The 26622-nt window shown below is 44.8% G+C and carries 25 protein-coding genes; 9 read left to right on the top strand and 16 right to left on the bottom strand.

Features of this window, described 5'->3' with window-relative positions; translation table 11 throughout:
- Window positions 1-63: 63 nt before the first annotated feature.
- Window positions 64-1986: a BglG family transcription antiterminator gene (locus tag BLS49_RS03225; RefSeq protein WP_091226685.1), complete on the bottom strand. Its 1923-nt coding sequence runs from the start codon at window positions 1984-1986 to the stop codon at window positions 64-66.
- Window positions 1987-2018: 32 nt separating this feature from the next.
- The gene (locus tag BLS49_RS03230) at window positions 2019-3173 is read right to left on the bottom strand and encodes a GntR family transcriptional regulator (protein ID WP_091226687.1); all 1155 of its coding nucleotides are present in this window, start codon (window positions 3171-3173) and stop codon (window positions 2019-2021) included.
- Window positions 3174-3366: 193 nt separating this feature from the next.
- On the opposite strand from BLS49_RS03230, the gene BLS49_RS03235 reads away from it, so the two are divergent.
- Genes BLS49_RS03235 through BLS49_RS03245 form a run of 3 tightly spaced genes read left to right on the top strand, consistent with a single transcriptional unit; the run spans window position 3367 to window position 6832 of the window.
- Window positions 3367-4602 carry a glycoside hydrolase family 125 protein gene (locus BLS49_RS03235; RefSeq protein ID WP_245742247.1) on the top strand — a complete coding sequence of 412 codons (1236 nt, stop codon included), beginning with the start codon at window positions 3367-3369 and terminating at the stop codon, window positions 4600-4602.
- A 17-nt stretch (window positions 4603-4619) separates the two neighbouring features.
- Window positions 4620-5909: a PTS cellobiose transporter subunit IIC gene (celB, locus tag BLS49_RS03240; protein ID WP_091226688.1), complete on the top strand. Its 1290-nt coding sequence runs from the start codon at window positions 4620-4622 to the stop codon at window positions 5907-5909.
- Window positions 5906-6832 carry a DUF7916 family protein gene (locus BLS49_RS03245; RefSeq protein ID WP_091226690.1) on the top strand — a complete coding sequence of 309 codons (927 nt, stop codon included), beginning with the start codon at window positions 5906-5908 and terminating at the stop codon, window positions 6830-6832. The genes celB and BLS49_RS03245 overlap by 4 nt, the downstream gene beginning before the upstream one ends.
- Before the next feature lie 162 nt (window positions 6833-6994).
- Here BLS49_RS03245 and BLS49_RS03250 read toward each other — a convergent pair whose 3' ends face one another.
- The 5 genes from BLS49_RS03250 to BLS49_RS25155 form a co-directional block, all read right to left on the bottom strand.
- Entirely contained in the window at window positions 6995-8404 is a 1410-nt protein-coding gene (locus BLS49_RS03250) for a methyl-accepting chemotaxis protein (protein ID WP_217640023.1), read from the bottom strand.
- Window positions 8364-8936 (bottom strand): TetR/AcrR family transcriptional regulator, encoded by a 573-nt coding sequence (locus tag BLS49_RS03255; RefSeq protein WP_091226691.1) that lies wholly within the window; start codon window positions 8934-8936, stop codon window positions 8364-8366. The genes BLS49_RS03250 and BLS49_RS03255 overlap by 41 nt, the downstream gene beginning before the upstream one ends.
- A 596-nt stretch (window positions 8937-9532) precedes the next feature.
- Window positions 9533-10459: a glycoside hydrolase family 5 protein gene (locus tag BLS49_RS03260; RefSeq protein ID WP_091226693.1), complete on the bottom strand. Its 927-nt coding sequence runs from the start codon at window positions 10457-10459 to the stop codon at window positions 9533-9535.
- A gap of 3 nt (window positions 10460-10462) precedes the next feature.
- Window positions 10463-10714, bottom strand: coding sequence for a hypothetical protein (locus BLS49_RS25150; RefSeq protein ID WP_245742248.1), 252 nt, complete (start codon window positions 10712-10714; stop codon window positions 10463-10465).
- Between the two features lie 103 nt (window positions 10715-10817).
- Window positions 10818-11168, bottom strand: coding sequence for a HipA domain-containing protein (locus tag BLS49_RS25155; protein WP_245742249.1), 351 nt, complete (start codon window positions 11166-11168; stop codon window positions 10818-10820).
- Window positions 11169-11353: 185 nt separating this feature from the next.
- Here BLS49_RS25155 and BLS49_RS03270 point away from each other — a divergent pair, with 185 nt between their 5' ends.
- The 5 genes from BLS49_RS03270 to BLS49_RS03290 are packed head-to-tail and all read left to right on the top strand — an operon-like array spanning window position 11354 to window position 16660.
- A complete protein-coding gene (locus tag BLS49_RS03270; RefSeq protein ID WP_091226694.1) occupies window positions 11354-12961 on the top strand; it encodes a spore germination protein in 1608 nt (535 codons plus the stop codon).
- Entirely contained in the window at window positions 12958-14061 is a 1104-nt protein-coding gene (locus BLS49_RS03275; protein WP_091226696.1) for a GerAB/ArcD/ProY family transporter, read from the top strand. Before BLS49_RS03270 ends, BLS49_RS03275 begins: the two co-directional genes overlap by 4 nt.
- Entirely contained in the window at window positions 14058-15305 is a 1248-nt protein-coding gene (locus BLS49_RS03280; protein WP_091226697.1) for a Ger(x)C family spore germination protein, read from the top strand. Before BLS49_RS03275 ends, BLS49_RS03280 begins: the two co-directional genes overlap by 4 nt.
- A 10-nt stretch (window positions 15306-15315) precedes the next feature.
- A complete protein-coding gene (locus BLS49_RS03285; protein WP_091226699.1) occupies window positions 15316-15546 on the top strand; it encodes a hypothetical protein in 231 nt (76 codons plus the stop codon).
- A 4-nt stretch (window positions 15547-15550) separates the two neighbouring features.
- Window positions 15551-16660, top strand: a complete 1110-nt coding sequence (locus tag BLS49_RS03290) for a GerAB/ArcD/ProY family transporter (RefSeq protein ID WP_245742250.1) — start codon at window positions 15551-15553, stop codon at window positions 16658-16660.
- Window positions 16661-16717: 57 nt separating this feature from the next.
- Here the strand turns inward: BLS49_RS03290 and BLS49_RS03295 are convergent, their stop codons facing one another.
- From BLS49_RS03295 to mdcA, 7 genes are read right to left on the bottom strand one after another with little or no spacing between them, the layout of a single operon-like run.
- Window positions 16718-17434: a GDSL-type esterase/lipase family protein gene (locus BLS49_RS03295; RefSeq protein WP_217640024.1), complete on the bottom strand. Its 717-nt coding sequence runs from the start codon at window positions 17432-17434 to the stop codon at window positions 16718-16720.
- Between the two features lie 32 nt (window positions 17435-17466).
- Window positions 17467-18351 (bottom strand): triphosphoribosyl-dephospho-CoA synthase CitG, encoded by an 885-nt coding sequence (gene citG, locus BLS49_RS03300; protein WP_091226701.1) that lies wholly within the window; start codon window positions 18349-18351, stop codon window positions 17467-17469.
- 23 nt (window positions 18352-18374) lie between these two features.
- Window positions 18375-19316 (bottom strand): malonate decarboxylase subunit epsilon, encoded by a 942-nt coding sequence (mdcH, locus tag BLS49_RS03305; RefSeq protein WP_091226703.1) that lies wholly within the window; start codon window positions 19314-19316, stop codon window positions 18375-18377.
- Window positions 19317-19337: 21 nt separating this feature from the next.
- The gene (locus tag BLS49_RS03310; protein ID WP_091226704.1) at window positions 19338-19958 is read right to left on the bottom strand and encodes a malonate decarboxylase holo-ACP synthase; all 621 of its coding nucleotides are present in this window, start codon (window positions 19956-19958) and stop codon (window positions 19338-19340) included.
- Window positions 19949-21589 (bottom strand): biotin-independent malonate decarboxylase subunit beta, encoded by a 1641-nt coding sequence (gene mdcD / locus BLS49_RS03315; protein ID WP_425432109.1) that lies wholly within the window; start codon window positions 21587-21589, stop codon window positions 19949-19951. Before mdcD ends, BLS49_RS03310 begins: the two co-directional genes overlap by 10 nt.
- 37 nt (window positions 21590-21626) lie before the next feature.
- Window positions 21627-21935, bottom strand: a complete 309-nt coding sequence (locus tag BLS49_RS03320) for a malonate decarboxylase subunit delta (RefSeq protein WP_091226707.1) — start codon at window positions 21933-21935, stop codon at window positions 21627-21629.
- A gap of 29 nt (window positions 21936-21964) precedes the next feature.
- Window positions 21965-23626, bottom strand: coding sequence for a malonate decarboxylase subunit alpha (gene mdcA, locus BLS49_RS03325; protein ID WP_091226709.1), 1662 nt, complete (start codon window positions 23624-23626; stop codon window positions 21965-21967).
- Window positions 23627-23754: 128 nt separating this feature from the next.
- Here mdcA and BLS49_RS03330 point away from each other — a divergent pair, with 128 nt between their 5' ends.
- Window positions 23755-24627, top strand: coding sequence for a LysR family transcriptional regulator (locus tag BLS49_RS03330; RefSeq protein ID WP_091226711.1), 873 nt, complete (start codon window positions 23755-23757; stop codon window positions 24625-24627).
- Between the two features lie 90 nt (window positions 24628-24717).
- Here the strand turns inward: BLS49_RS03330 and BLS49_RS03335 are convergent, their stop codons facing one another.
- Both BLS49_RS03335 and BLS49_RS03340 read right to left on the bottom strand, forming a co-directional pair.
- Window positions 24718-25635 (bottom strand): carbohydrate ABC transporter permease, encoded by a 918-nt coding sequence (locus tag BLS49_RS03335; RefSeq protein WP_091226713.1) that lies wholly within the window; start codon window positions 25633-25635, stop codon window positions 24718-24720.
- An 11-nt stretch (window positions 25636-25646) separates the two neighbouring features.
- On the bottom strand, window positions 25647-26609 hold the full coding sequence (locus BLS49_RS03340; RefSeq protein WP_091226714.1) for an ABC transporter permease: 963 nt from the start codon (window positions 26607-26609) through the stop codon (window positions 25647-25649).
- Window positions 26610-26622: the final 13 nt, after the last annotated feature.

Consider the following 26622-nt stretch of genomic DNA (forward strand, 5'->3'; position numbering starts at 1 on the left):
TTACATTCTTTTCAAACAAGTATATTTCACGTTTGACTTTAACTAAACCGATTCTTTTTCCGTTTACTTTAGGAAAAAAATATTAGATATATCCAGATAGGATTCCGCCTTGATCAATTGCTCCACAAGTTCAGGGCTCTCCGTTACATGAACCAGCACATCGTACATATGTGTCAGATTCTCCTTCTCCGTCTCCGAAACACAAAGCAGGCAAACAAACTGAACCTGCTTGTCCCCCCACATTACTGGCTTCGTCAGCGTACAAATCGCCCAGAAGGTCTCCTTCGTCTGCGGGACGATCGGATGTGGAATCGCCGTCAAATTGCCGAAGGAGGTAGGGGAGACGGCTTCCCTTTGCTTGACTGATTCCAGAAAGGCCTCCGTTACCAAATGCTTCGACCGCAGCTCCTTACAAAGAAATTCCAGAATTTCTTCCCTTGTGTCAAATCTTTGCCTTAGGAAGGTCAACTCCTCGCGAATGAATCTGAACGGTATGACGTCGAGGTCGGTCATCATGTTGTGAATCTGCTGCAAATCCTTTTCCTTCAAAAGGGTCGGCACTTTAATGACTGGAACAGGAAAATCCTGAGTAAGCGCTACAGTACTGATAATAAAATTAATTTGCTCAAGCGGCGCTTTGTCCAGATTGTAATAACCGAAGGTACCGACGACATCCAAACGAGGGCCGAAATGTTTGTTGATCATTTGATTTAGCAACCGTGCGCTGCCGAGGCCTGAACTGCAAATAATAATGCATTTTTTGGGAGCAGGCTTCCCCTTTAGACGTTCCATTGCGGCTCCGATATGAAGCGCAATATAGCCAATTTCGTTTTCGGATATGGGCAGCCTTGTTTGCTTCTGAATTACTGCCGCACCGATAATACCCGCCTGAAAAGCAAGCGGATAAGCGGATTTGACCGATTCCAGCATAGGGTTTGTCAGACTCATGCCGAAACGTATCCGATTCAGCGCGGGTTTAAGATGCAAGCCCAATCCCCATACAAGCTCGGAATCGTTGTGGATACCCAGCTTCAGCTTGATCTCAATTTCATCGACCATGGCGCGGGCATACATGTAATATTCCTCGTCCATCCAATCATTGGATTGCCTCAAGACTTCTTTCATTTCCGGAAGCAGTTCTGTCCCCAGCAAATGCATCGTCAAGTAAGCAATCTCTGCTTCTGGAGCCGAAATTCCGGTCGCTTCCACCGCCGCCGCGATTTCCCGCGCAGCGGCGGCTTCATTTGAGTTACGGGCCGGGGCAGATTCGCCTGGCAGGGATGAAATCTGATGCCCTTCCCGAATGCGCTTCATGGCAATCAGAATATGGATAACGAGATTGTCCAGCCCTGTGTCGGAAAAAAAGAGGTTATGCTTCCGCATACTCACGATAACAATATCCCGAACCAGCTTTAACTCGTTTTCAGTAAAAATTCCGGAAGGCTTCTCCCATAAAGTCAAACCTTTGCCGCTATTATGGTTCTGAAAATATTCCGACATACAGAAACGGACCTGAAACTCTGTACCACTGATTTTCATGCCATGATTTGGTCTTTTTAGTACCTGGATTCCGTATTTGCCCAGTTTCTCCTTGACTGCTTTCAAGTCGTTCTGAACGGTTGATTTGCTAACATATAAAATGTTCGCAATATCTTCGATCTTGACATAGTCTTCCGCCAACAGCAGCTTTCTGATCATGAAATCAGCCCGGTCTGCGGGAAGGATAAACGGACCAAGCATGGAATTCGAGAATTGCTCTTCCAGCCAGATTTGAAAGGAGGAAGGGTCCTTGATGCGCAGTTCATAACCTGCTCCCCGTACGGCATGAATCTCGGCGCCATGCCCGGATATAAGGTCATTCAGAAGCTTTATATCGCTCCGCACCGTTCTTGAGGTAACTTCGATTTCTCTGGCCAAAAATTCCCCCTTCACCGGAGCATCCACTTGGAGCAAGTAACGCAGGATTGTTGCAATTCTGGGATACATACGCTCTCCTCCTTAATCCTCCCCGCCAGTTCTTATTCAATGCTGTTCTGCATTGACGGCAGAATCATTTCTCTATTGATGGATCGAATCGATTGATTGTCCAAAAACCGTGTATCAACGATAACTTCCTTAGCGTCAAATTGCTTGGAATCTATCAACTGGATCAGCAAATCGGTTGCATTTGTTCCAATTTCCTTTTCGTTTTGAATCACCCGGGAGAATGAAGGGGAAAGAAAGTCTTGAAACGGGCCATCGAAGCCTAGCAGGCTGTAGTCCTCCGGAATTTTTTTGCCTAATTTGTTCAACGCATGCCATAGAATCTGTGCGCTAAGATAGTCCAGCGCGAAGAAACAAGTGATTCCTTCTTTCTCCGCAAGCTTCCTGTATATCTTCTGAAAATCTTTTTCCAGTATCTCCGTATCAGTAAGATTCCAGTAGGAAGTTTCCAAATCAAGCAACCAAAAATTTGCATCCAATAAAACCTGATTATCCATATAGGCCTCTTTAATTCCATCAATTCTGTCGTTTATTGATGAGTTATTGAGATCTTTATGAGAAACCACGCAGATTTTGCTGTGGCCTGACGATAAAAGCCTGCTGGTTATTTGGCTCGAGACATCTTTATTATTGCTGCCGACGTAAGGGACTGACAAACCGGCCAATTTCCGGTCCATTAATACAATCGGGAAATTGCTGAGGGTTATTTTCAGCAGAGCCGGATTATGGAACTCGGCCTGAACGGGTAAAATTAAAATTCCTCGAACACCCAACGAGACCAACTCGTTGAGATATTCGGTTTCCAACTCCTGAGATTCATTGGAAATCTTAAGAATGGTATGATACCCCCGTTGGTTCAACTCATTAACAATGGTTCGTAACAGTTCAGTGCCATAGCTATCTGAAAAGCCGGCAAGGATCAGTCCGATCAGCTTTGAATTTCCAGTATCGTCCCGGATGGTTTGATCGGCGGCAAGTTCGCTGACAAAACTCCCTTTGCCGGAAACACGGTTGATCCACCCTTCCTCGGCTATTAGATTCATGGCATTTTTGGCTGTTAGTCGGCTGACCTCAAAGATCTCCATCAATTCTTTTTCAGTTGGGATCTGTTCTCCTGGTTTATACTTTCCGTTTTGGATATCTTCTTTAATTTGTTGATAAATCTTCTGATATAACGGTTTTTTCTTCAAATCAAGTTTGGCTCCTTCCTTTAAATGATATATATATTATACCATTTTAATTTAGCATTGACAAAGATACTTTTGCAAATATATTATAAATGGCATAAAGATATTAAAAAAGGATATAAGAATGGGAAGGAGTGGAAAGGTTATTAAAGATCAAGCTATGAATGGAATTTCCGGGCTATTGGAGTTAGTTGACATGAAAACCCGCCAAATGAACAAAGAAGCCTGGGGTAATCAGTTTCGCAATTGTTTTTCAGACACTCTATTGAGAACGCTTAACATTTTGGAGGACGGGTCGGTATATCTTGTCACGGGGGACATTCCGGCAATGTGGCTTAGAGATTCTACCGCCCAGATTCAACCGTATCTGGTGCTAGCCAAAACGAATAAAGTGTTCCAGACGCTGATCGCCAAACTTGTGCAAAAGCAATGTGAGTACATTTTGATTGATCCTTATGCAAATGCTTTCAACGAGAGCCCCAACAGTCATGGACACCAAACAGATAAAACGAGGATGTCGCCATGGGTCTGGGAACGCAAGTATGAGGTTGATTCTTTATGTTATCCCGTAAGACTTGCCTATCTGTTATTTGAGCAATCCGGATATACAGAACATTTTAACGAAACCTTTTTGAAAGCGGTAAAAGAGATTGTAGCTGTCTTCAGAAAAGAACAGCGACATGAAACGTCAGACTATTCGTTTGAACGGTTCGATGAGCGCCCGGAAGATTCGCTGGTCAACGACGGCAGAGGGACGCCTGTAGGGTATACGGGAATGACCTGGTCGGGCTTCCGCCCAAGCGATGATGCGTGCCGGTATGGATATTTGATTCCAGCGAATATGTTTGCAGTGGTTATTCTTACTCATTTGACGGAGATTGTTTCAAGATTCTATCAAGAGGAAGCGCTTGTTGAAGACATCCGCCGATTACGTGATGAGATTCAGGCTGGTATTGAAAAATACGGGATTGTCGAAGATGATCAAAACGGTAAAAAAATGTTTGCTTATGAGGTGGACGGGCTGGGCAACTATTCACTGATGGATGATGCCAATGTTCCCAGCTTGCTGTCTGCACCTTACCTGGGATACTGCGATACACAAGAAGAGATTTATCTGAACACCCGGGCATTTTTGCTTAGCGACCGAAATCCTTACTATTTCTCCGGGGCTGTGGCGTCGGGAATCGGGAGTTCGCACACACCGGATCAGTATATCTGGCCAATTGCCCTGTCCATTCAAGGATTGACTACAACTTCAAAGGAGGAAAAGGCGCGGCTTCTGGACATTTTGGTTGGAACAACAGCCGGGACAATGCAATGCCATGAGAGCTTCGATGTAAACGATGAGAGCCTGTATACCCGTGAGTGGTTCTCATGGTCCAATATGATGTACTGCCAATTGTTGTTGGACTATCTGGAACTGGATAATTAAAATATGGGGGTTATGGAATGAGCAAAGTTCAAACATTTATGGAAGAAAAGATCGCTCCTTTCGCTGGAAGAATCGGACAAATCAAACAATTGGTGGCCATTCGTGACGGGATTTCCTTCATCATGCCGCTTATTATTATCGGGTCGGTCGCCCTTATTCTGAACAGCTTGCCTATTGAGGCTTCATGGTATCTAAATTTGATGAATGAGGGAGGCTGGGCGGAACGACTTGGACTGATCGTAAACGGGACATTTGGTCTAATTGGCTTGTTAGCTTCATTTACCATTGCTTATTCCCTGGCGAATCAATATTCATTAGACGGAATGTCCGTCGGGGTCCTGTCCTTATCCGCATATTTGCTCAGTACACCCAATATCATGTCAGCCGACAATGCCGCCGGGCTCCCTCTTGCTCTAATGGGGAGCAAAGGGTTGTTCGTCGCGATTGTCATCGGGATTGTCGCAACCGAAATTTTCCGGTTTGTCATCAAGAGGAATCTTGTCATCAAATTGCCGGACGGCGTTCCGCCAGCGGTCGGGAAATCCTTCACAGCCTTGATTCCCGGTTTTTTCATCATCGTCTTCTTTGCAGCCATCAGTTGGATACTGGATGCAACAGGTATCGGCAGTCTGCACGATCTGGTTCAGACCATTCTGGGCAAACCGCTGAGCTTGCTGGGGGGAACCATATTCGGTGCCATTATCTATGACCTGCTGATTAGTGTGTTCTGGTTGACCGGTATACATGGCGGGAATATTATGGGCGGAATCATGAACCCGATCTGGATGCAAAAAATGGATGAAAACCGATTGGCCCTTCAGGCGGGGCAGGAGCTGCCCAACATTTTCACGCAGCCGTTCTTCGATATCTTCGTGCATATGGGCGGCGCAGGTACAGTTTTCGCACTTGCGATCTGTCTTATCCTGTTCAGCAAGAGCCAGCAAAACAAATCCATCGGCCGTTTAAGCATAATGCCCTCGGCGTTCAACATCGGTGAGCCGCTTATGTTCGGGGTTCCGGTTGTCCTTAATCCGATCATGTTCATTCCGTTTATTCTGGCGCCGATTGCGATGGTTATCTTGACGTATTTTGCGATGGCGACTGGTCTGGTTCCGAAAACAAACGGTGTATCGGTACCATGGACGATGCCGCCATTAATCAGCGGCTACCTGGCAACGGGAAGCATAAGAGGCTCAATTATGCAGGTGGTCAATCTCGCAGTGTCAGTGCTTATTTATTATCCGTTCTTTAGAGCCATGGATAAACAATTTATTCGGGAAGAAAACAAAGGTGAGGTAGACCAATGACCAAACGCTTATTGAACTGCGATGCCAGTGACCTGCTCGCCATGAGCAGAGACGAGCTGAAATTGTCGATTTATGCCAGTGAGGGCAGAACGGTACTCGCTGAAACCGCCGTTGTAAAGGAACCGATTATCGATGGTTTGACCAACGGGGAGATCGCGAAGTTTGCGGGCGCAGATCTGCTGCTGCTTAATGCATTTGATGTAGAGAAGCCGGCGATTTCAGGTATTGATTCCGCCGACGAGCAGCCTGTCCGGACATTGAGAAAGCTGACCGGGCGCCCGGTCGGCGCTAATCTGGAGCCAGTGGACGATACCCGAAAGACCATGGATGAGAAAGAAGAAATCGGTGCGGGAAGGAAGGCTAACACTGCAACATTTGCCAAGGCCAATGAGTTGGGTCTCGACTTTATTTGCCTGACGGGCAATCCAGGCACCGGTGTAACGAATGAAGCGATCTGCCATTCGATCATTCAAGCCAGGAAGCACTTCAACGGTTTGATCATTGCCGGCAAAATGCACAGTTCGGGTATAGACGAACCGATTATCGATGAGGAGACCGTGCAGGCTTTCATAAAAGCAGGAGCCGACATTATCCTTTTTCCGGCCGTTTACACCGTACCCAAGTTCAGGGAAGAAGATTTGATGAAGCTGGTGGAAATTGTCCATGTGCACAACCGGTCCGTGGATGACCCGGCCAGGAAAGTGCTGACATTGTCAGCGATTGGCACTAGTCAGGAAAGCTCCAGCAAGGAAGTTGTGCAGAAGATTGCGCTGGCATGCAAAGCCTGTGGAGTGGATATCCAGCATATCGGCGACGCCGGTTTCTCCGGTCTCGCCTTGTATCAGAACATTGACGCGCTTGGAAACGCGATCCGCGGAGAGCGGCATCAACTTCGGATGAGAGCTAAGTCGATTCTAAGATAGTTTTTGCGAAAAAAACTATCTTATGACCTTCATCTTGATTTTCTGCAGGGTTGATGGTAGAAAACAACGTTATTCCATTTAAAACACAAAGCAAGCCTTGCGTAGAAGATTCTAGCTTGGCTTGCTTTCTGTTTTATCCGCCATGATGATTTTGCTATTTGATTAAATTTCGAACTTTTCCACTGACTTTTTCAAATGTTCTACCAAGTTTACTTGCCCTTCCACAGAATTTTTGGAACCATCCATAATCACATTAATTTCAGACAAGCTTGTATTGATTTTTTCTGTAGAATTTGACGTTTTTCCTGATACATCAACAACCTGATTTATTACTTTACTTATTGCTTCAATAGAATTACTAACTAGCTCGGCAGAATATGTAACCTCTTCCGTAACGCGAGAGATGATTTTAGCATCCTTCTGGTATTGATCGCCATTCTGAAGGAGTAGCTCGTAATCTTCCTTCACGATATGTTTAATATAATGCAGGAGATCCTGCGAACTCATAGTCAACTTATTAAATACTTCTCTCACCTGATTCACAAGATTGTCCACATTTGCTATGGTATCAGCTGATTGTCCAGCCAATTTTTTCACTTCTGATGCCACAACTGCAAAACCTTTGCCATGTTCTCCCGCCCTTGCGGCTTCAATCGAGGCATTTAATGAGAGCAGGTTTATTTGTTCTGAGATATTTTTTATTGAATCAGACATCAGTATTATTTCGTCTACAATTTCGCCTGCTTTTATTGCATTTTGAATTTTCTCCTGTATTTCACTGTTTGTTGCCTTCGCTTTTTCAAGAGAATTTGTAACTTTTAGTTTCATCTGGTAAGCACTGCTTTCCATCTCATTTGCGGACTCTGCACCTACCTTTACTCTTTGCAAAAGCTCATCCATTGCTTTCTTTATACTATTAATGGAAGAATCAGCTTGGTGCGCGGTATCAATTAACTGGAAAGCATCATGAGAAAGTATTGAGGAGGTTTCATTAATCGTACTAATACTCTCATGAGAGCTGCTCACTAATGCCAGGATATCTCCGCTTGATAAATTAATCTTATTGGAAGCCCCCATTATTTCCGATACTAATAATTTTATATTGGAAGCAGCCTTATCCAGACTGTTTCCCAATCTGCTAATATCATCATTTCCCTTAAAGTTCAGTTTTTCACTTAGAACCCCATTTCCCAGTTCTTTCGTAAACCTCAAAACTTTTCTCAGCCTTTTCAAAACTAAACGATCATATATGTATACAATAATAAAAATCGATATACAAATGCTGATTACAGTTGATATAAATATTCCTACGCTACCATCAAACAGGTAAGTGCTTATGCCTATGTCTTCAAATGTATGGCGTGCCCGCAGCATAGCCATATTTACCCCTTGACCGATATAGGAACTGAGGCACTGTACAATCACGACAGCAATAATCAGTTTAAACTTAATAGAATATATTGTTTTGTTGAGTATTTTTTCTTTTAAGTCCATATATTCCCCACCTTTATTTGTCTCCATAATATGTTCATTATTCTTTCTTTTGACTGTCATTTCTTTTAAAAATTCCATATAAAACGATATCATACATAGCTTTACTTCCGGAATCAAAGCTAATCTGGTTTTTAGCAACAAATTCATAGTCTAAAAGTTTTCTTAACGTTTCAGTTAAAATTAATCTGAGGATAACCGTATTAACTTTCTTTGTTTTATCCTTCTCGCTCTCAATGAGCTGTATGACACCGTCCCAAAGGCTATTTAGATAAACGTTTAATTTCCTCCAAGACTCAGGGTAATACTTCTGAAGATCATCACTATGGCGGATGATTGCACTAATATTATAGGTGTCAGGAAGATTATGAAAGAACATCTCTAGCTTCTCCTGAAAACTATACTCATTGCTTTCAAGAATCGAATTGTCGTATTTCATGATTTCACCGAAAACAAAATCAATTGTTTTATCAATCATTTCATTTTTACTGGAAAAGTGAGTATAAATAGTACGCTTACTGGTACCAAGCTCTCTCGCTAAATCTTCTGTCGTAAAGTGACGGCCTTTATTTCCGAACAATTCCAAAATCTTAAAATAAATGTTGTCTTCCATTCGTAGCTTATCACCTTTCAAAGGGTACTATTTTGGTTTTTTGAGTACCATTATACAGAGCCACTAACTTCTTTGTCAATAAATCCAAATTGTAAGTGAATGTCGTAACAGTTAAAAGAGATCAAGGAGATTTTAATGAAAGCGATTATCATGCTTGCTTATTTGCATGAGCTGTGTCCTCAGCTTCATCTAATGGCGTGTTTTTCAAGAGCTAACGAAAGAAGCGTGCAAATACAAAGTTAGTGTCAAAACTAGAAATAGTGGTGTAAGGAAGATGATCCCTGCACCGCTTGATCCTGCCACACATTCTATGACCGTATCTCATATGTAATAGTGTCATGATGCGGAATTCCTGAAATTCCTGCAAATATACAGGCTTTGTTTATGTAAAGCCTCTAAATGCCCTAAATTGCTGCAATAGTGCAGGCATTCTCTAAGGATTCTCTTCAAACTAGTCTATTCTGAACCTTATTCCTGCAGTATTGCAGGCTTTTGTTCATCCTTTCATGGCTACTTTAAAAAAACTGTATTTTTGCATCCTTTTCCTGATATCTTGCCTTTACACTGCTAAACAAGAAGCGTCCCTCAAAGTTATCTTAGATAACTTTTGGGACGATTCTGCAAAAAATCAGATAAATGTGATTCCATATGCCAATCTCCGGATAAGTAACACACTGGACTCCACATGTGCCGTATGAGTAACTTAATTGGCAATCGAGTCGAACAATCCTAAAATCGCTGAGCCAACGGCACGCGCTGTCGACAGGCGCTGTATCGATTACACCGAACTCACCGCAATAAAGTGGTCTACCTGTATACTGATGGAAACGTTCGGCAGCCTGCAGCCGCTTCTCCATATAGTTCTTTGTATTATGCTCCCAGACGTACATATGGTTTTTGTCCGCATGCTCCGGATAGCTGTTCAGAAATTGCTGCAATTCGGGAAAGCTTCCGGGATAGTGGATTTCCTGATTGTAAATAGACAAATCCTCGCAAAAGTAAGCCTTCTGATGTGTGAAAACAACGGGCTCGTAATAGTGAAAATTGTACATGACATAAGGGTCTTCGAACAGTTCGATCTCCTTTAGCGAATCAATGCTATTGAACAAATTACCGCCTACAATCACCCATCTTTGCTTGTCGGATTCCCTGATGGCGGCCAGGCCGTCTCGTATGAGAGCCTTGTACAAATATTGCGATGGATCGACGATTTCGTTCAATAGCTCAAATATGACTTTCTCGCCATAGCTGGCAAAGCGCTTAGCCAGCATGCGCCATACGGCTACATACCTTAACCAGTGTTCCCGTTCATGGAGCAGCATGTTTGGCTTCTCGCGATCATAGCCTTGTCCCGGGGCGCGATGGAAATCCAAGACGACTGATAACCCTCTCGATAGACACCAATCTACAGCCTGATCCAGCCATTTCAATCCCTCTTCTTCGTATAGGTAAGGCTTGTCATCATGCTCGAACAAGTCATAGTCGAACGGAAGACGCACATGATCAAAGCCCCAATCGGCTATGTCTCAATCTTCTTCAGCTTCCAGTAATCTACTGTACTCAATATTCTCTTTCACATCGGTACTATGGTCATCCAACCACGCCTGTGGCTCACGAGTATGAATGATTTCCTGCAATCGCTCAATGCGCTCGCGCAGAGCCAGACAAATCGCATTCGAGCGAGCTTCATCCACAAAGAGCGAACCACAGAAAATTTCCTGCACCTCTTCTTCAATCCCGTCCAGTGCGGACAAGTCCAGCCAATCGAAGGAGGTCACTAGTTTGATCTGCTCATTGTGATCCTGCTTGAAAGGCTTACAGGTCAGCCTGCCGTCTGCACGAATCAAGCCAAGCGGCTTGGAAAACCAGAGCGACGAGCCACTATCGTAAATCGGCTGGCCCTATCCACTCCAGCGTCTGTGCATGGCGAATCACGCCAAAATTGTTCTGGTACCGATCTTCATTTGCAATCAAATAATCCACCACCATCATCCGGTCAAGTGCCCGGGCAATATCGGGAATGCCCAACGCCTCGCAGCAGTTCACGTAATGCTGATACACCGAAACATGATTTGGCTTTTGCTGGGTATGCATCACATACCAGGCAGTGATGAGTTCCGTCTGCGGGGTAATGAATTTTTCACACACACTATAGGGGAAATCTTCCCGCTCTATCAACGTGTACGGAACATGAGGGATGCCCAGCCGCTTCATGATCTTGCTGGCAATCACTTCATTATACGGTTCCTGTTGGGTTGCCCCGCTTCTGACTATCAAGCGGTTCCGACAATCAGTCAATTGCAGGTTGCGTTTGGATTATTTGCCGTCAGGACTATCATTCTTATCCAGATCAGGAGGAATAAGGAATACAAGTCGGGGAATAATACATCATCATGCGGGGAGGTGACCGACGCACCATGAAACCTCTTTTTACCTTCAACAATAGTAAAAAAGCTCCGAAAAACGATCAACCCGATCGTGCCGTTCCTGTCTCGCGGCCATTATCCCATTCTCTGGAGGCCAACTTACTTGAATTGCAGCAAGGGGTAGGTAAAAGCTCCGACGTCGTCTTCCGGCGCATTGGTCAAATTACGGACAAGTTCCCCTTAGCTCTGGTGTACATCAATGGACTGGTGAATTCGGATAAGGTCAACCAGGCGATTCTGCAGCCGTTGACGGAAAGTACGGATTTAAAAGAAAAGGAAATGACGGCCGAGGCAGCCTTTAATCTGATTCAGGACCAGATCGTGAAGGTCAGCGATATGGCTGAACTTAAAACGTTTGAAACGCTGCAAGCTTCGTTGTTTGAAGGCAACACTGTCATTTTGACGGAGGGCATGAACCGCGCCCTTGCCGCAGATACCGCCGGCTGGGAAAAACGAAGCATCACCGAACCGAGTTCGCACGGAGTGATCCGTGGGCCCAAAGAATCCTTTACCGAGGATTTGCGGACCGGAACCGCCTTGCTGCGCAGAAGAATCAAATCTCCGGATCTGCGGGTGGAGGAATACAAAATCGGCCAGCGCACGCAAACTTCGATCGCTATTGTCTATTTGAAAGGGATCGCCGACGAAGAAGTGCTGGCGGAACTTCGCCGCAGGCTGAACGGGATCAATACGGACCGAGTTCTGGGAAGCAATTACATCGAAGAGTTGATTGGAGATGGCGGTCTCACTCCGTTTCCCACTATTCAGAATACAGAGCGGCCCGATGCTATCGCCGGAGGGGTCCTCGAAGGCCAGATAGGCATTTTAATCGACGGTACTCCGTTTTCATTGCTGGCACCCTCCGTCTTTTTCAATTTTTTTCAATCCGTCGAGGATTATAATCAGCGGTTTGATATTTCGTCGTTCCTGCGGATTATCCGCTACCTCTCGTTTTTTGTTTCTATGATGTTGCCGGCGCTTTACATCGCCATTACCACATTTCACCAGGAAATGGTACCTACCACGCTATTGGTCAGTTTGGCCGCCCAGCGGGAAGGCGTGCCTTTTCCCGCCCTGATCGAAGCGCTCATGATGGAGCTCACGTTTGACGTGCTTCGTGAAGCGGGAGTGCGAATGCCGCGCGCCATCGGTCCGGCGATCTCCATCGTCGGCGCGCTTGTGCTTGGTCAAGCAGCGGTGCAAGCCGGGCTAGTCTCGGCGGCTATGGTCATTGTCGTATCCTTTACGGCCATCTGCAACTTCGTTATCCCTGCGCAGACGATGGCCAACGTCATCCGGCTGCTGCGTTTTCTCATGATGCTGATCGCCGGCATACTCGGTCTTTTCGGCATAATGTCCTTTCTGATCGTTCTGCTGATCCATATGGCCGGGCTTCATTCCTTTGGCGTTCCGTATTTGAAGCCAGTCGCCCCGATGACCCCACGTTATTTGAAGGATATTTTTATCCGGGCACCTCATTGGATGATGAAAACACGACCGAAAATCGCCGCCGCGCAGGAAACGCAAAAACAATCCTCCGTACCGGAGGTAAAACCAGCCGACAGGTCATCACAACATAAGGAGGATGATTCGCCTTGATTCAAAAGATCAGCACAGCGCAAGCCGCGATGCTTGTTTTTAACGCCATCGCTCCGACGGCAACGGTCGTCCTTCCCATCATTCTCGGAACGTACCTGGAGCAGGACTCGCCGATTGGTATTCTGTTTTCCGCTTGCGTTGGCATGGCCATCGCCGCGCTAATCGGTTCGATCATCAAATACAACCAGGGCGCACCTTTCCTGGAATGGATCGGCAAGAGAAGCTCGCGCTGGCTGGCTGTCGTGCTTGGGATATTCCTCCTGCAGTATTACCTGGACGCCTCGGCAGCCATTATGCGGGAATTTGTCAACTTCCTTAAGGATAACGTGCTGCTCCAAACCCCGGTTTTCGTTCTTGTGGGAACCAGCCTATTAATCATCATCTATGCGGCACACAAGGGGATTGAGGCCATAGCCAGGGTCAATAGCATCCTCGTTTTGCTTTACCTCCTTTTCCTGCCTTCGTTCATGTTCGGATTGGGCGATTATTTGAATGTCCATCGGCTGCTGCCCATGTTCCAGCATTCTTTTGCCAGCGTTACGCTAGCCAGCCTGACGCCCGTTGCCTGGATGTCCGAAGTATCCATCCTGCTGTTTCTGGCCCCCTATTTGAAATCTCCGGATAAAGCCCGGCGGATCGGATGGATCGGTCTGCTGTTCGTAACGGTCATAATGCAGATTATTATGCTTACGACGCTGATGACCTTTGGCCCCGAATATCTCAAATCTTCGACTTATCCGGGTTTTGTCACCTTCGACATCATCCACTTCGGCAACTTTTGGGAGAACTTGAACATTGTATTCATCTCATACTGGATCTTGTCCGTATACATGAAGCTTGCCATGTTTTTATTCGCCACCTTGGAATGCTTCAAACAAACGTTCCGCGTGAGGGAAAATGGGCCGTACCTGATTGGGCTTGCTCTGATCATCGCGGCGGAATGCCTGTTTACGTGGAAACAGCCTGCCAAGCTAAACGAGTTTAATGCCCAGGGACGTTTTCCTGTATATATGTTGATCAACGTGTTGATCCCTTTGAGCATCTACTTATGCTGCCTGGTTAAACGTACTGTGGCTAAACGAAAGGGGCAAGCAGCATGAATAAGGGATCCAGGAAGCGGAGCCGCAGAGGTTTGCTTGCGATCTTAAGCTTCTCTCTGGCAACGGCGGGAATGACTGCGTGCTGGGATAATCGGGAATTGAACGAATTGGGCATCGTGTCGGGAAGCGCTTATGACCGGGAGGACGGGCAGTGGGTAACCACTTACCAGATCATCAATCCCAGCGCCACTTCGTCCCAGGGGGGAGGCGGCGGGGGACAGGGAGGTCCGTCTCCTCCATTCCTGACCTTCACCGAACGGGGATCGACGATCATGGAGGCGGTAGCGCGCAGCAATTTGACGAGCACGCGGCAGCTGTATTTTGCCCATTCCCGCATCACCGTCATCAACGAGAAGGTCGCCCGGGAAGGCATCGCCCAGCTGCTGGACCTGTTTCTGCGCAAGCCCGACGCCAGCGAGACGGTGAACGTATTCCTAAGCGAAAGAAGAGCCGGGGATATTTTAAACCAGCTCATGCAGATAACTAAAAACCAGGGTACCGGGATTCAACTGATGATCCAGCAAGAAAGCGAGTTAACCTCCTATTACCAAGGGATCAAAATGTTCGAATTATCCATGGCGTTATCCTCCGAATCCCACTGCGCCGCCATTCCGGAAATTAAACTGACCAACCGGGAAATTATAAACAAAATCCAGGAGGCGGAAAGCACGGACCTGCCGACCCGGATTGCTTTAGGACGGCTTGGCATACTGAAGAAAGACCGATTCATAGGCTGGATGAGCGATCGTGAAGCGTTCGGCCTGTCGTTCATGACCGACAAAATCAACTCGGCCATCATCCCGTTCACTTCCGACCCGGAACATAATGAGAAATTGGATGCCTCGGCAAACCTTATGGATTCCAAAACCATCGTCCGGCCAGTCTGGGAGGGGGATCATTTCGTTATGGACATAGACGTCAAGGGCAATGCCATGCTGTTGGAGCTGAAAGGCAAAGCGGATTTGAGCAAACCTGCGGAAGTCTCTAAATTCGAGCGCAACATCGAGCAGAACATTCTGGAATACATCAATAGGTCATGGAGAACCGTTAAGAAGCTGGGCGCCGACGTTACGATGTTTGCCCCTTTGATTCACCGCGCATTCCCCAAACGTTGGGAGCACATTGAGAAGGAAGGCAATTGGGACACCGTATTTCAGGAAATCGAGATACGCCCTCGCGTCTCCATCAGCATCGATCGCTTCGGATTGAGCAGCAAATCCTACAAATCTGTGGAACAGGATTGATGGAAAACGTATGATCGCCTTGATTCTCGTTTGTTACGCTGCCGTTTTCATTTGGAGCTGCCGGAGTGTTCGCGGAAAAAAACAAGTGCGCCAGTGGCTGCTGCTGGCTGTTTTGCTCGGCTGGAGCGCCTATGTTCTGATAAGCGGAGTTACCGGGACTCCGTATCCTAGCATATCATCCCCGTACATCGTATTTTTTCAGCCCATAGGCAAGGCGATCATTCACTGGTTAGGAGGCTAGCACATTGCGTTCCGATAAAGCTCGGCTTACTTCGCTGCAGATTTCTTTTATGGTGATCCTGTTTGAAATCGGAAGCACGCCTTTGTTTTTACTGGGCAGCAAGGCCAAGCAGGATTCCTGGCTGGCCATGACAGCGGGCTCAATCGTCGGTTTCCTGCTGCTCCTTGTATTCCTGTGGATTCAAAGTCGATTTCCGGAGAGTGCCTGGATGGAAATTCTGACAAAAAGCTTTGGCACTATAGCAGGCAGTGGCTTTGGCGGCATCTATTGTTTGTATTTCGCCTACCAATCGATGCGCAATGTTCGCGATTTCGGGGAACTATCCAAGCTCACACTGCTGCCCAAAAGCCCGATGTTTCTAACGATGCTGATTTTCGTAGCCACCGGAGCTTACGCCGTCTGGAAAGGCGCCGGGGTGTTTTTCCGACTTCCGGAGTTGCTCCTGCCAATCATGTTTGTTGTTTATTGCTCGCTGATCGCCTTGCTCCTCATTATGGGATCGGCCGATATCAACAATTTGACTCCGGTGCTGGAACACGGCATCGTTCCTGTCATTTCCACCGTGATTCCGGATATCGTTTCCTTTCCTTTTGGGCAAATGCTCGTTTTTCTCATGGTTTGGTCTTTATGGGAAAAGCGGGGGGTTCCCGTAAAAAGCACACTGACAGGCTATATCATCGTCAGTTTGTTCCTTATCTTCATGAATATTTTAAATATGGCGATTTTGGGCCCCGTCATAGCGTCAACCAGCCAGCTTCCTTTTTTGAGATCAATTCGAACCTTGTCGCATTTCCTATTAATCGAGAAGCTGGATATCTTCGTCACCATTTTGCTGTACCTCGGCCTGCTCGTAAAAATGACTCTATTTTTTTTCTGCGCCGTTCAGGGAGTAGCCTATCTGGCAAAAAGCTCTCATAAAGGTTGGGTGATTCCCGTCGGGGGACTGATCTATGCTGCCTCCTTTATTGAAAAAGATTACACCCGGCATTTGGCGATTGGTCTGGGCCCCAGCCTGAAGGTCGACGTTTTTTTTCAAGTTGTCGTCCCGTTGTTGGCCCTGCTCCTGCTGCTCGTTCGCGGCCGCAAACGGAGCCCGAGTCGCGGAAAAAGTTAAAGCCCGGTCAACGACCGGGCAGCTTGCGAAGCGCAGCAGAAGCAGCAACTTAAGTTATTATAAATACTTTTTCATATTCTCAAGTACGACTGAATATGCGTTTGGCCACATATGAACGCCTTCCACCGTAAATTCTGCTTTCAAATGTCCTTCTTCATCTGTCAAGCCTTCATTAACGTTTATAAAGTTAAGCCCTTGTTTCATGGCTAATTCTTTTACTTCTTCATTTACCATCGTAATATTGGTATTATTGCGTGAAGCAAACATGCTTTTCTGTCTTTCCGGCTCTAACCCAAAATCCCCCTTTGAATTTACTGGATAATAAGCCATTACGTACACTTCAGATTCAGGCAATCTTTCTTTAATTTGACTCAAAATTTCATTATAGTTTTCTAGAAGTATTTCTTTTTTACCGTCATCCAGACCACCACCAATATCATTTGATCCAATATTTATAAATATTTTTGTTGGTTCCAAATCAAAAATACACTCGTTCATTATAGTTAGCAGTTCATCTGTAGTAATGCCGCCAACTCCACGATTATAGATGACACGGTCCAGGCCTAAAACAGACTGCATTTCATCAATAGGAAAATGCTCCATTAAAGAGGAACCAACAAATAAAATCTGGCCCTTTCTAATATACTGATTACGCATCTTGTATTTCTTTAATAAACCTTTCTTGTATTCAAGGAAATTATTGTGATCCCTTTGTTCTATCGCTTCTTTAATTTCCGGATCTTGTAAAAGTTCCATCATTCTATTTGTTGTCATAATAAATCACTCCGATTTTTAGTTTTAATTAACTAACTGATTCTCTTATTTCCATCCATATACTGCTCAACTAAATATAAAAATACAGTAACACCAAGTAAATCTGCACTTCCGCCAGGGCTAATATTTTTCGCAATAAATTCCTGGCACATTTTTTCTATTTGAATCCTGCCTTGGGTACTTCTCATACCACCAATTTCAATAATGCATCTCGCCTTTTCCTTAACGCTTTCCAGTGTTTCTACATTGTGTCTATGAATGATGGTAGTATCATTGCATGTTGCCATAATACCAATCAACGTGTGAACTAACCTGTCATTTAGACTTAAATCTGCATTTTGTTTAAATAGCTCTAAAGAGTACTGAAAAACCGTCGGAATTCCTCTTTCTACCTCGCCTCTTATACCTTCATTTTTAAATTTCAGGTATATTTTTTCCCCATGAGATAATTCCGGCTTATTCACTAATGTTAATAGCTCGTTCTCTACCAAACCTTCAGTCATTTTTGTTATGATATTTCTTACTTCACCAAAAGCCTTTTTTTCATAAACAGCTTTACCTGCTGCAGCACAAGCTACACCCATCAAGAATAACATCCCCTTGTGGGTATTTATCCCTTTCGTTTTCTTAAACATGTCTTTTTCTGCTTCTATCCCGATGGCTCTAATATTATTGAAAATGTCTTGATATGCCTGATTACTATATCCTTGCTGCACAAATAAGGCTAGATACTTACTCAAAACCGCGGTGCTGTCCATAAAGGTAAAATAATTCATATCCTTATGTGCTCCATTAGATACCGGAGAAACCAACCCTGGGGATGGAAAACAAGAAACTTCATAAAGTATGGCCTGCAATGCAAGGCTGCTGATCGTAAATGAAACTTCATTTAGAAAAACTGTTTTTTCTTTTTCCATGATACCCCCATTAAATTGCAAACTTATCGGTTATTAGACATCTCTCTTTCTCTATTTATTAGTAACCTGGCAGAATCAAATCCACTGCTCACGGCAGATATGCAGCGGGTATCGGGAAAAGCTTTTTTTGCAAGATTAGTAAGCGTGTCTCCTGGTCCAAGCTCAACAAATAGTCGGGCGCCCCGTTCAAACATTAATGTAGTGGCTTCATGCCAACGGACGGGATTTGCTACCCCCTCTGATAAATCCTCCCTTATTTCCTCTGCTTTTCTTAGTACCCTTGCCCTGCAATTTCCAATATAAAGGGTATTTGAATCCTTCAGTATAAAACTTTTCATTTTCCTGGTGATCTCATCAGAAACTGAACGAAGAAGCCTGCAATGAGATGGTACACTTATATCAAGCAGCTTTGTTTTGTGCGCTCCTGCAGAACGGGCCAAAGTAAAAACTTGCTCTATCGCAGAAATAGTGCCTGCAATCGTAATTTGATCCTGTGCATTCAGGTTTGCAATAAAAACCGGTGTGTTTTGTGTATTTATTCCATCTGTCAGCAAAGTTACACGGCTTTCATCCAGTCCAATAATAACACCCATCCCAAACCCTGATGGATAAGCCTCTTGCATAAGTCTGCCTCTTAACTCCACCACAGCTACAGCATCTGAAAAACGGAGCGAACCAGATACAACAGCTGCTGCAAAAGCCCCAATGGAGTGCCCCGCAACTATGTCCGCAGTTGCTCCCTCAGACATTAACAGGCTGGCTGCAGCTACTTCGTGAATAAGTAAGGAAAGCTGAACCGCTCTTGTAGAAGAAAGGGCTTCACTTGTATCCAGAGCAAGTACATCCTCTCCTAAAACCACGCTTGCTTCCTCAAATTTTTCAGTTATTATAGGGTGCTTAGGTAGATCATGAAGCATGCCAGGCTTTTGCGAACCTTGACCTGGAAATAAATAGGCTACGCTCACTCTGCACCTCCAAACATGATCCTATAACCATGGATTCTTAACGAGACGAGGCCCGTCAGTCGTTCGAAGCATAATCAAACTTTCCCCTCTTGCATACTCAGCCAGTATTATACAGCCTTTAATTGTTTCAAGTTGTACATCAACTTTAACAGGGGCCTGGAGAAGCTTAGCCATCAGCTCTTTTGCAGTGTCAACAGTCAAAAACTTCGTAACTCGAATGGTAATATCCAAATCGCTGTTTTCTGTAGCCGTAAATATTCCACTCGCAAGTTCAAACCCTACGCTTCCGGTTGGTCCCCAATTCATTCTTTCCTGAGTTAAAAGGCTGTCTACAAATTCAAGGGCGTAAGAAATTCCGATTTCTTGAAGATGCTTGTTTGTTCTCCAGCTTTTACTCAAAGCAAGTTCTTCAGGAGCAACACGCTGAATGATATGATCAAGCTCTATAGTTGCAGCCAACCTCTGATTTCGACTACCTCCTCGTATCCCCACCGGAACCGCGCTCCCCAACATTGGAGCCCGGCGTACCACTACGAATGGCGCCCTCATCAGAGATTCAATAGCCCACCCGGGTTTTGGTGAATCAAAGATTATACTATCAGGATTTCTAAATCGTATTAAATCATGCGGATTTAATTCCATACTTTAGCAAGTCTTTCCCTTACCTTTATAGAAGCAGCTCTTCCTGTTGCGGCATTATTAGAAGTAAGTCGATTGCTCAAATCCTTTGGAGATTTACGGGCAATTTTTATAGCAGCTGCGAGACTATTCAATACCTGATCAACATCCTCTTTGCCTGGTTCATCCGCATGGATACCGGTCATTAATTCATGCACAGCTCCAAGGGTCGAATAGGATCGAATATCATAGGCTATTGACGGTACTTTTTGGGAAGCTGATTCCAATTCCTCAACGCTTCGTTTTGTAATTCTGGCTGCAGACTGTTTGGACATGGCATGCACTAAAACACCCGGATCGTCAAAAGCTATGATCCTGTTAGCCTGATATCCGTGTGCCAGGAATGCTCCGGATATGGCTTGCCCAACAAGTAATGCGATAACCGGGTGACCGGCATATCTTGCAGTTGCGTATGCATCTACTGAAGCTGCGCAGGATAAAAATATTCCTAGTAATTCTTCCTTATAGCCATAAGCTTGACTTGGTACATCCACCACTGCAACGATTGCTCGACGTTTTTCTTTATTTGCATCTTCTTCGATTGCTTCACGTACATATTTTGCAATGCTCCACCCTTCCTCCAAACCAACTTCCCCATGACGTGCTCTTGGAAACCGACTGTTTGGATTTGGAACCACTGCAATATAGCGTACAAGCTCACCATCTAATTCGTGATCAGCACATAATACTGCCGGCACATTGCCGTTTTCAGGATTTGATATGCCTGTTAGAGCCTTAAACCAGATTTTTCCGCGACTTATCACCTCTTCAGCATCATTTTCAATGTGCTCCTTAACTGTATTTTCAACTGAACCCATACTAGCCTCTGCCCCCCACATTTTGCGCAATTCCAATGGAGTTAAAGTTTTAGTCGGGTCGATAGCGGTAAGTCTGGAAAGATAAAAATCTACTTGGGAACTTCTGAATTCATTGGATTTTTCACTTCTGAAAGCAGCTTGAACCGCTTCCTTTATGGCAGCTACGTCATCTTCAACGAGAATATCCACTAAACCTGTAGCCTGACGTTGTATACCTCCGATCGTATTCCATATCAGCCCCCTGTCTGTAGAATCCCATTCAGCTATACCAGCCTCCTGTTCAATAACCTCGGGACCGTTTAATGTAAGCCTGCCTTCAGGAGTCATAATCAGTGTGCTGAATAAGCCTGCTGTCATGGACATTCCGCCGAAACAGCCTATCTTTCCCGGTATAACACCGACTACCGGCACAAGCTTGCGTAAAGCAACAATGGCGGATTGAATTTCCGAAATGGAAAGCAATCCATAGTTAGCTTCCTGAAGTCTCACACCACCACTATCCAGCACAACTACTGCACGAGTCCTCATGCCCTTCTCGTTATCACGAATCGCAAGCTCCAGTGCTCCGGCGATTTTCGAACCGGAAACTTCGCCAATACCACCTCCCTGAAAAGCTCCTTCAATAGCTATAACTACTGCGGATTCTCCATCAATCAAACCACGAGCCACTACTACACCGTCATCACTTTGCGGTACTATACCTTGCTGTGACAAATGTGGAGATTCCAGTCTTTCAAATGGCCCAAGCAATTCCCTGAATGTTCCTTTATCGAGCATAGCCTTTGCCCTTTCGCGGGCATTTAGCTCTACCAAACTATCGTTCAGTTTTTTCACTGCTGCACACCTCCAATGCCTGTAATAATCTCATTGAAACCATTCCTGGAGTTGCGCCGAAGTCATTTATTTCGATATTTGCCGCAATATCATGTACTGCAAAAAATCTGTCCAGAAGGTTTTTCCATGTTTCTCCGAAACCATCAGATGCGGTTCTTACAACGACATATGCTTTCTCTTCTTTTGATGGCTCCAGCAATATTTCCAAATCTCCGGAAGCAACCACCCCAACATAGGCATGCTTAGGCACAGACTTTGTTGCATTAAATTTAAAGGTCAATGTCTCCATAATCCTTATACCTCCAAATGTTAGCCCTATTACCAGTTACGGAACTTGGCCGGTGGTTCATATAACCCATCGGACCATTTCACCAGATCATCTATACTCTTTGCAGCAAGCAAGGAACGTTTGGCATCCGTTCGCTTTACATGAAGATCTTCAGGCAAAGCTACAATTCCATCCTGTCTTAATTGCTCAGTCATCTCTACACTGCATTGTTGTCCTATGGGAGTTACACCAGCTACTGCGGCTAATGCCATGCGCCGCTCTTCAAGGCTCCTTGCTTTGTACAAATAAGCAATTCCTTCTTCTGTTACAACATGTGTAACGTCATCACCGTAAATCATTACCGGTGCTACAGGCAATTTAGCATCATGCCCAACTTTAATGGCATCCAGGGACTCCACAAATACAGGTGCATGACCGTTTTGATAGGTCTCAACCATTTGAACAACGAGTTTCTGCCCCCGAGCTATTTGACTTTCCCCGGTAATCATATTTAACCAGGCATCCGTTGCATGTCTTCTTCCATGAGGATCAGCTCCCATATTAGGCGCTCCTCCAAAGCCGGCAAGTCTGCCCGAGGTAACTGTTGACGAATTTCCATCAGCATCTATTTGAAAGGTAGATCCTATAAACAAATCCACTGCATATTGACCAGCAACCTGGGACATCGCCCGATTAGAGCGGAGGCTGCCATCACGGCCGGTAAAAAATACATCCGGTCGTGCTGCCACATATTTTTCCATGCCCACTTCCCCGCCAAAGCAGTGCACACTTTCCACCCAGCCACTTTCTATAGCAGGAATAAGTGTAGGGTGAGGATTAAGAGCCCAATTCTTGCATATCTTCCCCTTTAATCCGAGGGATTCACCGTAAGTTGGAAGAATCAGCTCAATGGCTGCTGTATTAAAGCCTACTCCATGATTAAGTGAAGTTACGTTGTGACGTTCATATATTCCGCGAATGGTCATCATAGCCATCAGAATATGCATCTCACTGATCAGTCTGGGATCTCTCGTAAATAAAGCTTCCAACTGATAGGGCCGGTCAGCTACAACGATAAAGTCTACCCATGAACCTGGAATATCCACCCTTGGCAATTCATCTACCAATTCATTAACCTGAACAATAACAATGCCATCACGAAATGCTGTTGCTTCAACTATAGTAGGTGTCTCTTCCGTGTTCGGTCCGGTATAAAGATTCCCCTCTGCATCTGCCTTGTCTGCAGCAACCAAAGCTATATTTGGCGTTAGATCAATAAATAACCTTCCATATAACTCAAGATAAGTATGAATTGAACCTACTTTCACCACACCATCCTCAATCATTTGTGCCATACGAAGACTTTGGGCTCCGGAATATGAAAAATCCAGCTTCCTTGCAATACCCTTTTCAAAGATATCAAGATGCTCCGGTCTTGATACACTGGACATAATCATATGCAAATCATTAACCTTATCCGGATCTACATTATTAAGTGCTTTAGAAAGGAAAGACGCCTGCTTTTGATTATTGCCTTCCAGTGCTACACAGTCACCAGTCACTATAAGGTTCTCAAGAACTTCAACTATTCTGTCAGCAGGTATGATACGGCCCTTCACTAACTTCTCAACCTTAGCTAATTGACGTGCTTTTTTGTCACGGCGAGTGGTCCAAGATCGTCCTGAACTTATACCGAGCTCAGATTCATTCATCGTAAACTCTCCCCTTTTTAATAGCCTGAAAATCATTACTTTATTTTAATTATAAACTTGAAATACATATCGTCTAATATATAATTGTATATGAAATATATACATTGTAATGTATGAAAGGATTTATTATGGAACTATTACAACTTAAATATTTTCAAACCGTTGCTCGTTATGAGCACGTAACAAGAGCAGCAGAAGAACTCCATATCCCTCAACCGGCACTTAGTAAAACGATTTCACTTTTAGAAAAAGAACTTGGAGTTTTATTGTTTGACCGTCGCGGCAAGTATATACATCTAAATCAATACGGTAGAGCGTTCTTAAAAAGAGTAGAACAGGCATTGACTGCCATAGAAGATGGAAAAAATGAACTGAATGATTTAGCCGGAAAGACATCTGGAGGCGTGAAGCTGGCAGTATTAGCTGCTTCTAATCTATTGCCAGAACTTTTAAGTTCCTTTCGCAAGGAGTACCCACATATCAGTTTCAACCTTATACAGCATTTCCCCAGTTCAATAACGAAACCGGATTTTGACTTATGTATTTCTTCATCCACCATGAAGCTTGAAGGTACTAATAGTACTCCTATTGTAAAGGAAGAGATCTTTCTTGCAGTTCCTGTTGAACATCCTCTTGCCAAGCGGACGAGCATCCATCTAAGCGAGGTTGCAGGCGATGATTTCATAAGCCTGAAAGCGGGTCAGAGTCTTCGGGAAATCACGGATAGCTTTTGCCAGTATGCCGGATTTACCCCTCATATTATTTTTGAAAGCGACGATCCATCAACTGTTCGTGGTCTTATCAGGGCAGGGCAGGGTATCGCATTTATTCCTGCAATTACGTGGGGTGGGGCTACGGGATCTTCGATGAAGCTTTTGCATATTGATGAACCTGTTTGTGAAAGAACCCTGTCTCTCTCCTATACTGTAGAACGCTATCTACCACAGGCAGCGCGATTGTTTCGTCAGTTTGCTATTGACTACTTTGCCAAGCTAGGTTAAAGGCGCACAAAAACCGTGTCTGACGAAGAGAATTTCGTCAGGCACGGACACTTAGACAATAGCAATAAAAGCAAGTAACCATCTTCTAGCCTATTCCTTCACACCACCCAAAGTTAATCCGTGCACAAAATATCGTTGCAGGAACGGGTAGATCACGATGATGGGCACTGCAGCCACAATCGTAATGGCAGCTCGTATGGAGGTTGGTGTAACAATGTTCGCTTGCTGGTTATCGGAGTTTGAAAACAAGGTTTCTGCGTTTCCACTAACGCTCATGCTGGCGGATTGCAGCTTTTTCATCAATTCATATTGCAAGGTGCTCAGATCTTGCTTGGAAGAGTTGTACAAGAAGGTGTCAAACCAACTGTTCCACTGTCCCACAGCTACGAACAAAGCCACTGTCGCCAGAACCGGCATGCTGAGTGGAAAAACAATTTTAAGGAAAATCGTAAAATGATTGGCTCCATCTATTTGGGCAGATTCCACCACACTACCCGGCAGCCCTTCCATAAAAGAACGCATAACAATCAGATTAAAAGCCCCGATAAGCCCGGGAATAATATATACCCAGAAGGTGCCATTCATGTGAAGGTTTTTGATAAGCATATAGCCTGGAATCAGTCCACCGCTGAAATACATGGTAAAGATAAAGAGAAACGATATTTGGCGGCGCAGAAAATATTCTTTTCTGCTGATCGTATAAGCCAGCATAGCCGTGCAAAATAAACTGGTTATCGTTCCTATAACCGTCCGAGAAACGGAAATGAAAAAGGCATTATAAATCGTATTGTCCTCAAACAAATTCGTATAATTTAAAGTAGTAAATTTGCGCGGCCAAATGAAATTGCTGCCCAACACAGTGTCTGTAGCCTGGTTAAAGGATACGGCCAATGTATTGAGAAAAGGATATAATGTGACAACCAACAGCATCAGCATCAGCAACACATTGACACAATCAAATGCGGACAGCTTCCACTTTCTTCTCTGCCCGGCAACTATTCTTTTCATTCTCTTCCCTCCTAAAAAAGCCTTTCTTGCCCCATGCGCTTGGCGAACTGATTAGCGGCAACCAGCAGGATGACGCTGATCAGCGTTTTAAATATGCCGGAGGCGGTAGCAAACGAATACCTGGATAAGTTGATACCATATTTGAGTACGAACAGGTCAATCGTCTCCGCTTGATCCACAACCATTGGGGTCTGCAGCAAATACTGCTGTTCAAAACCGGCGTCCAAAATATGGCCAATGCTCATAATGAGCAGAATGACAATGATCGGTCTGATTCCGGGAAGCGTGATATGGAAAATCTTTCGAAAACGGCCTGCACCGTCAATACTTGCAGCTTCATATAAAGAAGGGTCGATCATCGTCATGGCCGCCAAATAAATGATCGCACCCCACCCAACACCCTTCCAGACATTGGATGCGCCTATGATCCACCAAAAATACTCGCCTTTAGACAACCACAAGATAGGCTCCTGTATCAAATGAAGATTTACTAAGATGTAATTCACAATTCCTTCAATGGAAAGCATATTCATGATTAGATTTGCTGCAACAACCCAAGATATAAAATGGGGAAGATAGCTTATGGTTTGCACAATACGCTTGAACATAATGCTGCGCAGTTCATTAAGCAAGAGGGCAAGCGTAATGGAGCTTAAAAAGCCGAATACCAGGTTGATGATGCTCATCGCCAATGTATTGCGAATGACACGAAGGAAAGAATCATCTCGGAACAGCTCTCGAAAATTGTCCAGGCCGACCCAGTGATTTTGCAGCATGGGAGTGCCCAGCTTGAAATCCTGGAATGCCATCAGCCATCCCCACAGGGGAACATAAGAAAACACGATAACGAACAGTACAAAAGGAATGGACATGGCCATGAGAGCTTTCTGTTGCTTGACCTTTTTCCATAATGAACGGGTTGGTTTGACCGATCTTGCCTTTGGATTTGCCTTTAATTCACTTGCCGCGTCCATGGTTCCCTCCTCA

Source organism: Fontibacillus panacisegetis, assembly GCF_900102215.1.
Taxonomy (GTDB): Bacteria; Bacillota; Bacilli; order Paenibacillales; family Paenibacillaceae; genus Fontibacillus; species Fontibacillus panacisegetis.